This window comes from Hymenobacter sp., assembly GCF_031398885.1.
Taxonomy (GTDB): Bacteria; Bacteroidota; Bacteroidia; order Cytophagales; family Hymenobacteraceae; genus Hymenobacter.
In genome coordinates, this window is record NZ_JANNOD010000061.1 from 19,603 (window position 1) to 30,769 (window position 11,167).

18 protein-coding genes are annotated in these 11,167 nt (G+C 63.5%); 4 read left to right on the forward strand and 14 right to left on the reverse strand.

Features of this window, described 5'->3' with window-relative positions; genetic code table 11:
- Nucleotides 1–61: 61 nt before the first annotated feature.
- Complete coding sequence (locus RMO51_RS12970) at nt 62–1,000, reverse strand: WD40 repeat domain-containing protein (RefSeq protein ID WP_310395262.1); 939 nt, start codon at nt 998–1,000, stop codon at nt 62–64.
- A gap of 66 nt (nt 1,001–1,066) precedes the next feature.
- On the opposite strand from RMO51_RS12970, the gene RMO51_RS12975 reads away from it, so the two are divergent.
- Nucleotides 1,067–1,759, forward strand: a complete 693-nt coding sequence (locus RMO51_RS12975) for a 4'-phosphopantetheinyl transferase superfamily protein (protein WP_310395264.1) — start codon at nt 1,067–1,069, stop codon at nt 1,757–1,759.
- 38 nt (nt 1,760–1,797) lie between these two features.
- The gene (locus tag RMO51_RS12980) at nt 1,798–2,382 is read left to right on the forward strand and encodes a redoxin domain-containing protein (protein WP_310395265.1); all 585 of its coding nucleotides are present in this window, start codon (nt 1,798–1,800) and stop codon (nt 2,380–2,382) included.
- 3 nt (nt 2,383–2,385) lie between these two features.
- Here RMO51_RS12980 and RMO51_RS12985 read toward each other — a convergent pair whose 3' ends face one another.
- From RMO51_RS12985 to RMO51_RS13005, 5 genes are all read right to left on the reverse strand, one after another.
- Entirely contained in the window at nt 2,386–3,234 is an 849-nt protein-coding gene (locus tag RMO51_RS12985; RefSeq protein WP_310395267.1) for a transglutaminase-like domain-containing protein, read from the reverse strand.
- A 178-nt stretch (nt 3,235–3,412) separates the two neighbouring features.
- Nucleotides 3,413–4,141, reverse strand: coding sequence for a hypothetical protein (locus RMO51_RS12990; protein WP_310395270.1), 729 nt, complete (start codon nt 4,139–4,141; stop codon nt 3,413–3,415).
- Nucleotides 4,125–4,538: a GntR family transcriptional regulator gene (locus RMO51_RS12995; RefSeq protein WP_310395271.1), complete on the reverse strand. Its 414-nt coding sequence runs from the start codon at nt 4,536–4,538 to the stop codon at nt 4,125–4,127. Before RMO51_RS12995 ends, RMO51_RS12990 begins: the two co-directional genes overlap by 17 nt.
- Nucleotides 4,539–4,550: 12 nt before the next feature.
- A complete protein-coding gene (locus tag RMO51_RS13000; RefSeq protein ID WP_310395273.1) occupies nt 4,551–5,339 on the reverse strand; it encodes a hypothetical protein in 789 nt (262 codons plus the stop codon).
- Nucleotides 5,323–6,180, reverse strand: a complete 858-nt coding sequence (locus RMO51_RS13005) for an ABC transporter ATP-binding protein (RefSeq protein WP_310395275.1) — start codon at nt 6,178–6,180, stop codon at nt 5,323–5,325. The genes RMO51_RS13000 and RMO51_RS13005 overlap by 17 nt, the downstream gene beginning before the upstream one ends.
- A 446-nt stretch (nt 6,181–6,626) precedes the next feature.
- Between RMO51_RS13005 and RMO51_RS13015 the strand changes: the two genes are divergently transcribed.
- Entirely contained in the window at nt 6,627–6,842 is a 216-nt protein-coding gene (locus RMO51_RS13015; RefSeq protein ID WP_310395277.1) for a response regulator, read from the forward strand.
- The gene (locus RMO51_RS13020) at nt 6,776–7,006 is read left to right on the forward strand and encodes an epoxide hydrolase N-terminal domain-containing protein (protein ID WP_310395278.1); all 231 of its coding nucleotides are present in this window, start codon (nt 6,776–6,778) and stop codon (nt 7,004–7,006) included. Before RMO51_RS13015 ends, RMO51_RS13020 begins: the two co-directional genes overlap by 67 nt.
- On the opposite strand, the gene RMO51_RS13025 is transcribed toward RMO51_RS13020, so the two are convergent.
- From RMO51_RS13025 to RMO51_RS13060, 8 genes are all read right to left on the reverse strand, one after another.
- Nucleotides 7,003–7,803 carry an SDR family NAD(P)-dependent oxidoreductase gene (locus RMO51_RS13025; RefSeq protein ID WP_310395280.1) on the reverse strand — a complete coding sequence of 267 codons (801 nt, stop codon included), beginning with the start codon at nt 7,801–7,803 and terminating at the stop codon, nt 7,003–7,005. The genes RMO51_RS13020 and RMO51_RS13025 overlap by 4 nt on opposite strands.
- Nucleotides 7,800–8,633: an MBL fold metallo-hydrolase gene (locus RMO51_RS13030; RefSeq protein ID WP_310395282.1), complete on the reverse strand. Its 834-nt coding sequence runs from the start codon at nt 8,631–8,633 to the stop codon at nt 7,800–7,802. The genes RMO51_RS13025 and RMO51_RS13030 overlap by 4 nt, the downstream gene beginning before the upstream one ends.
- A 108-nt stretch (nt 8,634–8,741) precedes the next feature.
- On the reverse strand, nt 8,742–9,605 hold the full coding sequence (locus RMO51_RS13035) for an AraC family transcriptional regulator (protein ID WP_310395284.1): 864 nt from the start codon (nt 9,603–9,605) through the stop codon (nt 8,742–8,744).
- Between the two features lie 236 nt (nt 9,606–9,841).
- Nucleotides 9,842–10,111 (reverse strand): DUF3368 domain-containing protein, encoded by a 270-nt coding sequence (locus tag RMO51_RS13040; protein ID WP_310395286.1) that lies wholly within the window; start codon nt 10,109–10,111, stop codon nt 9,842–9,844.
- Nucleotides 10,112–10,114: 3 nt separating this feature from the next.
- Nucleotides 10,115–10,297 (reverse strand): hypothetical protein, encoded by a 183-nt coding sequence (locus RMO51_RS13045; RefSeq protein WP_310395289.1) that lies wholly within the window; start codon nt 10,295–10,297, stop codon nt 10,115–10,117.
- Nucleotides 10,275–10,517 carry a UPF0175 family protein gene (locus RMO51_RS13050; protein ID WP_310395291.1) on the reverse strand — a complete coding sequence of 81 codons (243 nt, stop codon included), beginning with the start codon at nt 10,515–10,517 and terminating at the stop codon, nt 10,275–10,277. The genes RMO51_RS13045 and RMO51_RS13050 overlap by 23 nt, the downstream gene beginning before the upstream one ends.
- Before the next feature lie 165 nt (nt 10,518–10,682).
- Nucleotides 10,683–11,042, reverse strand: coding sequence for a hypothetical protein (locus RMO51_RS13055; protein ID WP_310395294.1), 360 nt, complete (start codon nt 11,040–11,042; stop codon nt 10,683–10,685).
- Nucleotides 11,043–11,167: transposase (locus RMO51_RS13060; RefSeq protein WP_310394902.1), on the reverse strand; the 125-nt coding region annotated here is incomplete at its 5' end. It lies immediately after the preceding gene.

Sequence of the window (11,167 nt, forward strand, 5' to 3'; positions counted from 1 at the left end):
AATAGTTATCAGAAAACAGCTAACAAACGGTGATGGGCAGTCTAGGTCGCGGAAGTCCTGCTCATTGCTCACTGCTTACCGTTAACTGCCAAACCGCCAGGCTGCGGTCGTCGCTACACGAAACTAGCCGGTTTTCGGTGCCCGGCCAAACCAAGCGGTTCACCGACGTGCCGTGGCCGGCCGCCCGCACCCGGTCCACCACCCGCAGCAGGGTGAGGGTGGCCGCGTCCCAAAGCTTGATGCTTTTGTCGAGGCTGCACGAGGCCAGGTAGCGGCCGGTCGGGCTAAAGGCCAGGTGGTTGATGGTGTACATGTGGGCCGGCACGGTGCCCCCCAGCGCGTAGCCCGCCGCCACGTCCCAGGTGCGAATCTGCGCGTCGCGCCCGGCCGTGAGCAAACTGGCGCCATTGGGGGAATAGGCGACCGAAAACACGGAATTCGAGCTCTCGCCCAGCGTATACTTCGTTTCCAGCGAATCCAGGTCCAAAATTCGGGTCATCGTGTCGGAGCTGCCCACGGCCAGTTCGCCGCGTTCCTCGTGCAAAGCCAGGCAGCGCAGGCTTTTGTTGGCGAGCCGCAGGAGCTTTTCCAGGCGGAAACCGGGTGCGGCCAAGACGGCCAGCGTGCCGTCGCCCAAAGCTGCGTACAACCGCTGGCGGGTTTCGGAAAACAGCAGCTCGAAGATTGCCACCGGCGGCAAGGCCGTGGCGTGAACGAGTTGCCGGCTCACCAAATCAATGGCTTGAATCCCCTGAAAGTTGTGCCCCAGCACCAGCATGTTCAGGGCGGCGACGTGGCGCAGGGCATAAACCGAATTTTCGACCCGGGCCAGCAATTCGCCGTCGCGGGCGGGCTCGGCGGCGTCCCAGCCCACCACCATGCCGTCGGCGCTGCCGGAGTATACCGTGCTGCCCGCGCCGCCCGCGAGGGCGTACACCGCGTCGCGGTGGCCGGCCAGGGTAGCTATTTTGGTGATGGGCGGGCGGAAAATCTCGGACATACGGGCGACGCAAAGGTAGCTTCGTGGCCCGGTGGGCCGCGCCCGGTCCGTCCTTGCTTTCCCCGCATGCCGCTTCATTCCCTCGCGCGCCTCTCCCCCACCGCCGTGCTGGGGCTGTGGCGCCTCACCGAAACGCCCGCCGAGCTGTGGCGCGGCCTGCCCCAAGCCGCTGCTTACCGGGCGCTGGCGCCCGCCACCGCGGATGCCACCCGCCAGGCCCAGTGGGTGGCCGGCCGGGTGTTGGTTCACGAGCTGTTGGCCGAGCTGCTCCCGGGGCAGCTCGGCCAACAGCTCGTCGTGCACAACGACGCCACCGGCCGGCCCTGGCTCGCGGGCGCGGCCCGCGGCCTGCTGGTGTCGCTCTCGCACTCCGGCGCATGGGTGGCGGCGGTGCTGGCCCGGGGCGGCCGGGCCGGTGTCGACGTGGAAATGATTCGCGACAAGGCGCAGCGCCTGGCCGGCAAGTTCCTGGCCACCCCCGAATGGGCCGAAGCCCTCGCGGCCACCCAAAAAAGCCCCGAAACGGCCAGCGCCCACTACACCCTGCTGTGGAGCGCCAAAGAGACGCTTTACAAACTGGCGGCCCGGCGCGGCATCGTCTTCCGGGAACAATTGCGCCTGGGTTCTTTTGCCCCGCAGGAATCCGGCGAAATCCCCGCTACGTTGATGCTGAACGGGGCCCTGTCGCGGCACTGCGTTTGCTATTTCCAGCCGGCGCCGGGCTACGTGCTCACGTACTGCTACGAACCCGGAGCTTAACCAAAGGTGCTATCTTCGTTTTGTCTTATCCAATTGCCATGTCTTTTCGCCGCATCTCCATTATTACCGCCGTGGCCTTGTTGGCCGTGACGCTGGCCGTGGGCGTGGCCCGCGCCCAAGCGTCGGGCAACACCATCGCCGACTTCACCCTGAAAACCGCCGCAAATACCGATGTGGCCCTGAAAAACTACGCCAGCAGCAAGGCTGTGGTGGTGGTGTTTCTGAATCCGGCCTGCGCTTTCTCGCGCTTGTACCAGGAGCGGCTGGCTTCGCTCAGCGGCGGCTACCGCGGCCGGGGGGTGCAATTTCTCTTCGTCAACGTTCCCATCAACCTCGACGCCCCCGGCACCGCCGCCCCCGGCGAAGTCGAACTGCCCACCCTCACCGACGCCAGCCAGCAGGTGGCAGGCCTGTTGGGCGTGAGCAAAACCGCCGAAGCGGTGGTGCTGGAGCCCTCGGCCGGCGGCTTCGTCGTCCGCTACCGCGGCGCCATCGACGACAACCCCCAGGTGGCCAGCAGCGTGCAGCAGCCTTATTTGAAGCAGGTGCTGGACAACGTGCTGGCCGGCCGGCCGGCCGGCGTGGCCGACAAGCGCGCTGCCGGGTGCCTGATTAAGCGGTAAGCGCTACTCCAGGATGCTCAGCAGCAGCGCCACTTCGGCGGCTTTGCCGGGCTCCTGCAGCTTCTCGAAGCTCATTTGCAGGTTGCGCAGGGCGCGGCACACGATGTCCAGGTTCGAGCAGGGCTCAAAAAAGATGGGGTTGGACGTGATGTTGAGCTGGGTGACGTAGTGCTCGATGTCGGTGCGCGAAAGCACCAGGCCGCGGTTGTAGCAGTTGATGTAGAACGGTTCGGCGCCCGGCAGCTCGGGCCGGAAGGTGAGCACGAACAGGTTGGGCAGGTTCACGCCAAACACCGGCAAGTGCAGGCGTTGGGCCACGAGCAAATAAATGACGCAGAGCGTGAGCGGGTTGCCGCGCTTGGTTTCAATCACGCGCTGCAGCATGGAATTGGCGGGCGAGTGGAAGTGCTGAGTGTTGGCCGCAAACTTGTGCACCCGGAACATGACGTAGTTCAGGGTCTGGACCTGGTCGGCAGGGTGCATCTCGGGGCGCAGGGCCGTCCAGGCTTCGAAGCGCAACTGCTCGATGGCGCGGTTCAGGGCCTGCAGGTCGGCGTCGGGGTATTGGTAGGTGTTCAGCAGCCACATGCCTTCCAGCAGGTCGGTGGCGCCGGCCTCGCGCCACACGCGCAGGCGCTGCTGCAGGCCTTCGAACTGCAGGCGGTGAATCAGGTCCTCCAGGCGCTGCTGCTGCTGGCCGTCGAGGGTTTCTTCCCACGATTCCTCCAGAAACGGGATGATGCTCTCGCCCAGGTTCTGGATTTGGTCGTGAATTTGCGGCGCGATTTCGGGGTCGTCGAGCAGCGAAATGAGGGCTTTGATTTCCTTATTGGTCATTGCGGCGGGTGGCACGGCAGTGCAAAGTAACGGCCGGATGCAGTTCCCGATGCAGTTTTTGGGCTGCCCCGGCCGTTTTTTCCAACACAACCGCCGCCGCAACAAGTTCGTTTTGGCCGGTTCCCGCAACTCGTGGCCCCCGCTCGCCCCGCCCAGGCTACGGGGGCCGGGCCGCTGCTTGGTTTCGGCCCCGCTACCGTCGCAGCGACTCCAGGGCCGCCCCGGCAAACGAGACCTTGGCGCTCTCGCCGAACTGGTAAGAAGATTGGGCAATCTGGCCGGCCAGCTCCAGCTCGCTCCGTTGCTGCATATCGAACGCCGCGGCCTGAATCCGGTTGTCTTGGCCGATGCGCAGCACCGATTGGCTGCCCGGGCTTTGGCCCGCCGCGGCCCGCAGGTAGCCCAGCCGGTTGCCGGTTAGCTCCACCCGGGTGCCGTGGTCCTGCACCAGCGTCAGGCTATCCGCCGCGAAGCCCTGCACCCGGACGCTTCCGCCCATGCGGCCCACCTGCGAATCGGTCACCGGCTTGCCGGCCAGCGAATACACCCCATCCGCGGTCAGCCGCTTCAGCACCGGGCAGGTAATGCGCACCACGTCGCCCGACCCCAGGTAGGCACGGTCCTCGGGAAACGCCAGGGCAATGCGCAGGCGCGCGCCCTGCTGGCTTACTTGCACGTACTGCTTGGCGTCGTCGTTGACGCGCACGCTGTAGCCCGGACCGGCGGTTATTTTCACGTTCACGGCGCTGGCCGCCTGCACGTCTACTTCGGTGAAGTTGGTAAATTTAAGCAGCGCGGTATTGCGGAGCGGGTCCTTGTAAGTGCCGCGGCGGTATTCGGCCCGCAGGCCCAGGTTGTAGGCCGAGAGGGCGCCCAGCAGCAGGACCAAGGCCACCGTCAGGAATTTAGTGCTGTTTTTCATTGCCGTTTGCGTTTTGAGGGGGAAAAAGAGCCAGGTGTTCGGTTTTGAATTGGGCGTAGCGCTGCTGCACTTCCTCCAGCCCGATGTCGAGCAGGAAAATGGTTCGGAACACCTCCGGCAGCTCCTGGGTCAGGAAGCGCGCCCGCCGGAATTGCTTCACCTTCTGCTCGGCGTCGGGCGCCACGAAGAAGCCGATGCCGCGCTTGTTGTACAGCACGCCCTGGTTTTGCAGAAACTCGTAGGTCCGCATCACGGTGTTGGGGTTCACCTGCAGCTCGCCGGCCAGGTCGCGGACGGACCGGATTTTTTCGTCGGGCGGCCACTGCCGGCGCAGAATGTTCTCGCTCACGTACCCGGCAATTTGCAGGTAAATGGCCTCGTTGTCTCGAAATTCCATGGGCGTAAGCGCTTACAACTGCTTTTCGGTGAGGCGGTGGTAGGCCGCCAGCCACAGCAGCCCGGCCAGGGCCACCGGCACCAGGCCCAGCCACGCCAGTTGGCCGTCGGGCACACCCAGGGTGTAGAATTCCTTGCCTTCCGCAAGCGTGAGGTCGACAAATGGCGGCGCAACGGATAGCTGGGGGCTAATCAACAGTTTCAGTGCCTGAAAATTGAGCGTCCACAGCACGCCCACCAGTATGAATACCGCGAAACCCGTTTTAATGAAGTGGGTTTTTTCAAAGTAGATGGCCCCCCACAGCCACGCGCCGTGCAGCACGGCCAGCGCCCAAAAAAGGCGGTTGGCCTGTTTCAGGTCGGCGAATACATTCAGCAGTTCCGGCTGTTGGCCCGGCGCGGCGCCCGCGTACGCCACGGCGGCATCGGCCAGGTAAAAAAGCGGGATGAAGACTGCCAGAAACAGCGGCAGGGAATAAATCCAGGCCACCAGGTACTTCTCCAGGTGCGAGGCCGGCAGCAGCAGGGCCACCGTGGCGCGCCGCCGCTCGCCGACCTGCGCAAAAACGGTGCTGGCGAAAATGCTGCCGCCCCCCAGCAGAAACACCGTAAAAAATACAGATTGTCCGGTGGGCGTGAGGGCGCTCCGTTGCAGGTACGTGACGAAGCCCAGCACCAGTAGCATCCCGCCCGCGCCCACGGCGGCCGTCATCAGGTAGCCACGCAGGTGCTCGGCGGTGTGGCGCCCAAACAAGCGCCCGAAGCGCGCAAAACTGAAGGTTTGGTTACTGGACGGGCTCATGGCGGGGTTGGTTTAAGTAGGTGTCAAGGGCCGTGGAAGCATCGTCGGTGAGGGCGTTGAAGAGCAGCTCCAAGTCGACGCGACTGTAGGCGCCCGTAGGGTTGGGCCGGACGGCCACCGGCCCGCGCACCGAGGCACCGGTGTAGAAGGCATCGGGCGCCTCGGCTGCCGCGCCCGTGGCGAAGGTGAGCCGCTCGGCCAGCTGGTCAATTTCCCGGTTGAGCACGATTTTGCGGTTGTGCACCACCACCACGGTATCAATCAGGCTTTCCAGGTCCCGCACCTGGTGGGTCGAGACGACCATGCAGCGCTCCTCGTTCAGGGCCATGGCCAGCAGCTTGCGGAACTGCACCTTGGACGGAATGTCGAGGCCATTAGTCGGCTCATCGAGCACCAGCAAGTTGGTGTTGGCGGCCAGGGCGAAGGCAATCATAAATTTCTTCTGCTGCCCATGCGAAAACTTATTCAGCTTCGTGCCCAGTGGCACTTCCAGCTCTTGCAAGTACTGGTAAAGCTGCTCGGTGCTGAAGCGGGGGTAGAAGCCGGCCGTGTGGGCCACGAATTGCTCGGCCGTGAGGGCCGGCGCGTACACTTCCTCCGGCAGGAAAAACAGGTCTTGGAGCGTTACTGGCAGCCGGGCCGCCGCCGGGCGCTCGTCCACCAGGCAGGTGCCGGCCCAGGGAAAAGCCAGCCCCACGATGTTCTTGAGCAGCGTGGTTTTGCCCGCCCCATTCTTGCCCAGCAAGCCGTAGATGTGGCCCCGGTCCAGCGCCAGGTTCAGGTTTTGGAAAAGCGGGACCCGCCGGGAGTACCCAAAATCGAGGTTTCGGATGCGCACCATGTACTCGTTGTTTTAGTGTACTAAGCATCTAGTACACCGTAAACATACCCCTGAATTTCGGCTTTCCCGCGCTTGGGAGAAATTTAATTTTCACCCCCTGCTAATGAGAGCCTATCCGAAAATAAGGTAAACGCCCTGCTGCGCTGGTCGAAGCAGAACGGGCTTTTTTTATTGTTTTTATCTTTCGAATAGACTCTGAGAGGCTTTCCGGACAGGAAATAAACATCACCCAAAAAGACAATCATACCAGGTAAGTCGGGCGCCGGCAAAATGGAGCGTGGCCAGGTCGCTTTCCGGCTTTTTGACCCAGCAGATGAGCAAATGGCGAAACCGGTTGAGCTGGAGAGCTGATGGGCGGCACCATCGACCTGCAAAGCGCCCCCGGCCAGGGCACCACCGTCACCATCGCGCTGCCCCTCACCACGCCCGACTAGATCCTACTCGCGATGCCCGCTATCTTGCTCATTGAGGACCACCAAGTCATTTGCGACAACACTGGCCAGCTCCTGGAGCTGGCCGACCACACCGTGGCGAAGGCCGAGAACGGCGAGCTGGGCGTGAAGCTGGCCTTGGCCACGAGGCCCGACCTCGCCATTTGCGATATCATGATGGGCGTACTCGATGGCTACGGCGTGCTTCTGATTTTCACCCAGAACCCGTAGCTCACGGGTACGGCACCAACCCTCAATACCTGCGCGAGTTGGTCAACCACTGGCAAACCCGCTACGATTGGCGCCAGCACGAAGCGGCCTTGAACCGGTTTACGCAGTTGGGACCATACAGCCAGACCACCTCACCCACCAACGCAAATTCAAGCCGGGGTTAATTTATGCACCGCGTGCTGCCACCATCCACGCGCAGGTTTGCACCGTTGATGTAGCCCGCACTCGGGCTGGCCACGAAGGCAACCAGGTCGGCGACGTCCTCCACCCACCCCAGGCGGCCCGAGTTGTTGGGCAGCACCGCGCGGAGCACGTGCTGCTCGATTTGCTCCCACGCCGTGCCCCACCCCTGCTCGGCGGCCATGTGGCGGTAAAATGCCTGCACCCCGGCCGTGGCAATCAGGCCGGGGCTCACGGTGTTGGCCGTGATGCCGGTGCCGGCCAACGCCTTGCTCAGGCTGACCGTCAGGTTCACCAGGGCCGCTTTGCTGGCGGCGTAGTCGGGCATGAAGGCCAGTGGCTGGGTGGCTTCCCCGCTGGCCACTTGAATGATGCGCCCCCAGCCGCGGGCCCGCATGGCGGGCACCAGGGCCTGCGTCAGGTGCACGGCCGGGGTCACGTTGGCCGCGTACAGGGCCAACCAGTCGGCGGGCCGGGCCTGCCACCAGTCGCGGTTGACGTACTGGCCAGCGTTGTTCACGAGCACGTCCACGCCCCCGTCCGCCAGCAATTGGGCGGTCATGGCGGCCAGGGCGGCTTCGTCGCGGAGGTCGGCCACGAGGGCCTGCGCCGTGCCGCCGTCGCGGCCGATAGCGGCCGCCACCGCCGCCACTTCCGCCCGGTTGCGGCCGTGCACCACCACGTGGGCACCCTGACGGGCCAGCGCGCCGGCAATGCCGGCCCCGATGCCGCCCGAGCTGCCGGTCACCAGCGCCCGTTTGCCGCTCAAGTCCAGGTTCATGGCGCCACGGCGGCTAGCTCGACGGCCACCCGCGGCGCGCTCAGGCCGACCATGAACTGCAGGCCGTAGTCCGGGTACGCCCGGGTGAGGCGCGCCGTCAATTCGGCGGTGGCGGCTTCGTCGAGCTGCCCGCCGCCGCGGGTTATTTCGAGCAGCGCGGCGCAGTAGTGGTCAAAGTAGGCCAGTTGCTGGTCTACCAAGCGGGCATCACCGGCCGGGCCGTGCCCAACGTAGAGCCGGGCCATGCCTGCCAGCAGCGGCCGGAACTGCGTCAGGTTGGCGCGCCAGCGCAGCACGGCCCCGTCGGCCATGTAGGTGTGGTACCCGTTGAAGAGCAAGTCGCCCACGAAGGCCACCGGGGGCTGCTCCGATTCGAGCACCCAGATGGCGTTGGCGTCGCAGTCGCCGCCCGCGCCCAGGTCGTGCACGCGGAACGTGACGCCATCGAATTCCAGCACCTCCTGGTCGTGCACCAGTTGCGTGGGATAAGTCCAGGCCGGAATCCACTCCGCGCCGAACATGCCCGCCCATTGGGCGTGCTTGGCCGCTTCGGTCCGGGCCATCAGGTCGCGGACGGAGGCGAGGGCCACCACGGGCACGTCGAGGCCGGCGACCAGGTTGGTGACGCCGGCCACGTGGTCGGGATGGCCATGGGTGAGCAGCACGGCGAGCAAGGGCTTGCCCAGGTGGTCGGCCCGGGCCCGCAGGGCGCGGCTGTCGCTCTGCGTGAGGGTGGCGTCCACGGCCACCACGCCGTGGGGCGTCTCCACCAGGTAAGCATTCACGGAGAGCCCCGCTTCGGAGCCGGTGTACATGTGGACGGTGGTCATCGGGAAAGAGGTTAGGAGTGAGGCAACACCCCAAAGGTCCGGTCCTTCCGCCCCTGGCTGGTTGTCCAATCTGGCTGAAAATGAACCTGGCCTCTTTCCCTCTTTCCTTCAAGCAATCGGAACGTAAATCTCCGTCACCGACTGCTCGTTGGGGGCCGCGCGCCGGTAGCGTTGGTACCAGGGGGCGTTGCGCAGGCGGTAGCCGCTTTCCGGCAGCCAGTTCTGGTGAATCACTTGAAAAGAAGCGCCCAGGGAGGCAGCGGAGCCCTGGTGGTCCAGCACGGCAAACCGGCCGCCGTCGATGGTCTGCCGATGCACCGAGTAGGGCGGCTCGACGGGCGGCGCTGCTTCCGCGGGCAACAGCCAGCAGGCGTCGTAGCGGAGCTGCCCGGCGGGGGTGATGCCGGGGAAGTCGGGGGTCTTGCCGATGTAGGCGGCCGGCGGGCTCCCCGGCGGTACGGCCGCCGTCAGGGCGGCCCAGGCGCGCGGGTGGCGGGCCGGTCCTTGCTGGCGGGCACAGAGCAGGGACAGCGGCGGGGCGTGCACGATGCGCGGCGCGGCGTAGTTGCCGAGCCGGCCCCGGGCGCTCGTTACCGGCCGGTTAGTGCCGGCCGCCCGGTAGACCGAAGGACTGCCCCCGAAGTGGTGCGCGAAGGCCTTGCTGAAGGCCGCGCCCGACGCGTAGCCCACGACCTCGGCAATGTCGGCCACCCGCCAGCCGGAGTGGCGCAGCAGGTAGGCGCCCCGCTCCAGGCGCACGCGCTGCACGAAGTTGCCCACCGGCTCGTGCTCTACGTCCGTGAACAAGTGGTGAAAACGGTGGTAAGAATAATGGCTGACCTCGGCCAGGCGCCGGATGGAGAGCGGCTCGGCCAAGTGCTCTTCGATGTGGAGCTTGGCTTTTTGCAGCTGCCAGGCCCGATACTGAGCCGCCGTGGGAGCCGGGGGCGGAGCAGGGAGCGTAAGGGCCATGATTCAGGAAGTTGCGGCGGTGACAAACAATCGATTCTTGCGAAAAATGGAAAGTGCTTTAACCACTCGGCGGCCGTCTGGTGAATATAAGAATTATGGTAGACTTGTTGTGGGAGTTGAGCTTAGTCAGTAGTCTGAACGGCCCGAACTCGCGGCAGGCCCGCAAGCCGGGCGTAGGCAGGGGCGGTTTTGCCCACCCCATTGCAGCCGGCCAAGAAGTAAAGGAGTTTCCTGGACTATTCTCCGGCTTGCTTAAGCACGACTTGAACCACCTGGGCACTCAGCCGAAAATTGGTGGCGCTGATGGCTTCCAACAGTGGCTTGACGGCGGAAATAAAACCGCTGTTTTTCGCCTGAAGTAATATTCCCAGGGTGCCGATGACGGAGAGTTGCAGCCGTTGGGCCACCAGCTGGCCCCGCCGCTCATCCATGATGAGCAGGCAATCCGACTGTTCCAGCGCCAGCGCAATGGCGCTAGCCTCACCCCGGTCCAGCGTCAGGGCCAACAATTATAGCTGCCGGACATCCTGCGCAGCCTGTACGGCTATCCATTCCGGGAGTGGCAGTCCGTACTCGGTGGCCACGATATCCGTCACGGTGATGCGGCCAAAAAGCTGGGCCAGCAACTCCAGTGCGCCAATCTTTTCCAGCAAAATCATGCAACTGGCATCAGCGATGATAACGGGCGGCATTCTGCACGTCGTTTAGCAGGTCTTCCTCCGTCAGATTGAACACCGACACACCGTGGTCGCCCAGCAGTTCCATGAAGGTGCGCTTGCTGTAGCCGGCCATCTCGGCGGCCTGCCCCAGAGAGAGCTTGCCCTGCTCGTACAGGCGCGTGGCCAGCAACATGGTCACTTCTTTGGCAGTCATGTCCAGCGAATCGGGCAGGTGTAGGGTGAGGGTTTGCATGGCTTTAGTGGTGAGACAGTTTCTCTAAGTTACAGCAGGCCCAGCAGCATTCCTGAACTCGCAGCAGGCCAGCAAACCAGGCAGTGAAGGCGGCAGTGGCTTTGCCCTCGCCGTTGCAGCCGGCTAAGAAGTGAACGGTTTTCATAGGTTTAGCAACGATAAAGCCTACTGCATAACACGCCTATAGTCCGCTGGATACCAATCCTTGAACCAACGTAGCATGTCCACCACATTTACTGCAATTGCCTCATCTGCGAACCACTTGAATTCTTTTGGAATCCAAGCAAATAATATCATTCCATTATCTCCTTCGGCATGATAAAACCAGGTATCTATTGGAGGCATGTCATACCCATCGACCAATCCCTCTGATGCTGCCTCAGACGCTCCATCAACAACAGTATTATCTATTTCGACAGCCAGAATTTCTCCTTCACATTTCAAAACACACTCAAGATTTAACGCTTTTTTGAATTCATGCTGCTTTTCGAATAAGTTTAAGAATAACTTAGGTTGTACGGACAATTAGCGAAGCCAAAGCAAGGCCGAGACAAAATGAAGCATTCCCAAAAAGCTGCTGGCCGTCTTGTCGTAGCGCGTAGCCAAGCGTCGAAATTGCTTGAGGCGGCTGAAAAACCGCTCGACTTTGT

What these genes read in the sequence shown, in the direction of transcription:
- RMO51_RS12970 (WP_310395262.1), bottom strand. Translation starts at nt 1,000, where the DNA reads ATGTCCGAGATTTTCCGCCCGCCCATCACCAAAATAGCTACCCTGGCC.
- RMO51_RS12975 (WP_310395264.1), top strand. Translation starts at nt 1,067, where the DNA reads ATGCCGCTTCATTCCCTCGCGCGCCTCTCCCCCACCGCCGTGCTGGGG.
- RMO51_RS12980 (WP_310395265.1), top strand. Translation starts at nt 1,798, where the DNA reads ATGTCTTTTCGCCGCATCTCCATTATTACCGCCGTGGCCTTGTTGGCC.
- RMO51_RS12990 (WP_310395270.1), bottom strand. Translation starts at nt 4,141, where the DNA reads ATGAAAAACAGCACTAAATTCCTGACGGTGGCCTTGGTCCTGCTGCTG.
- RMO51_RS12995 (WP_310395271.1), bottom strand. Translation starts at nt 4,538, where the DNA reads ATGGAATTTCGAGACAACGAGGCCATTTACCTGCAAATTGCCGGGTAC.
- RMO51_RS13000 (WP_310395273.1), bottom strand. Translation starts at nt 5,339, where the DNA reads ATGAGCCCGTCCAGTAACCAAACCTTCAGTTTTGCGCGCTTCGGGCGC.
- RMO51_RS13005 (WP_310395275.1), bottom strand. Translation starts at nt 6,180, where the DNA reads ATGGTGCGCATCCGAAACCTCGATTTTGGGTACTCCCGGCGGGTCCCG.
- RMO51_RS13015 (WP_310395277.1), top strand. Translation starts at nt 6,627, where the DNA reads ATGCCCGCTATCTTGCTCATTGAGGACCACCAAGTCATTTGCGACAAC.
- RMO51_RS13025 (WP_310395280.1), bottom strand. Translation starts at nt 7,803, where the DNA reads ATGAACCTGGACTTGAGCGGCAAACGGGCGCTGGTGACCGGCAGCTCG.
- RMO51_RS13030 (WP_310395282.1), bottom strand. Translation starts at nt 8,633, where the DNA reads ATGACCACCGTCCACATGTACACCGGCTCCGAAGCGGGGCTCTCCGTG.
- RMO51_RS13035 (WP_310395284.1), bottom strand. Translation starts at nt 9,605, where the DNA reads ATGGCCCTTACGCTCCCTGCTCCGCCCCCGGCTCCCACGGCGGCTCAG.
- RMO51_RS13045 (WP_310395289.1), bottom strand. Translation starts at nt 10,297, where the DNA reads ATGCCGCCCGTTATCATCGCTGATGCCAGTTGCATGATTTTGCTGGAA.
- RMO51_RS13050 (WP_310395291.1), bottom strand. Translation starts at nt 10,517, where the DNA reads ATGCAAACCCTCACCCTACACCTGCCCGATTCGCTGGACATGACTGCC.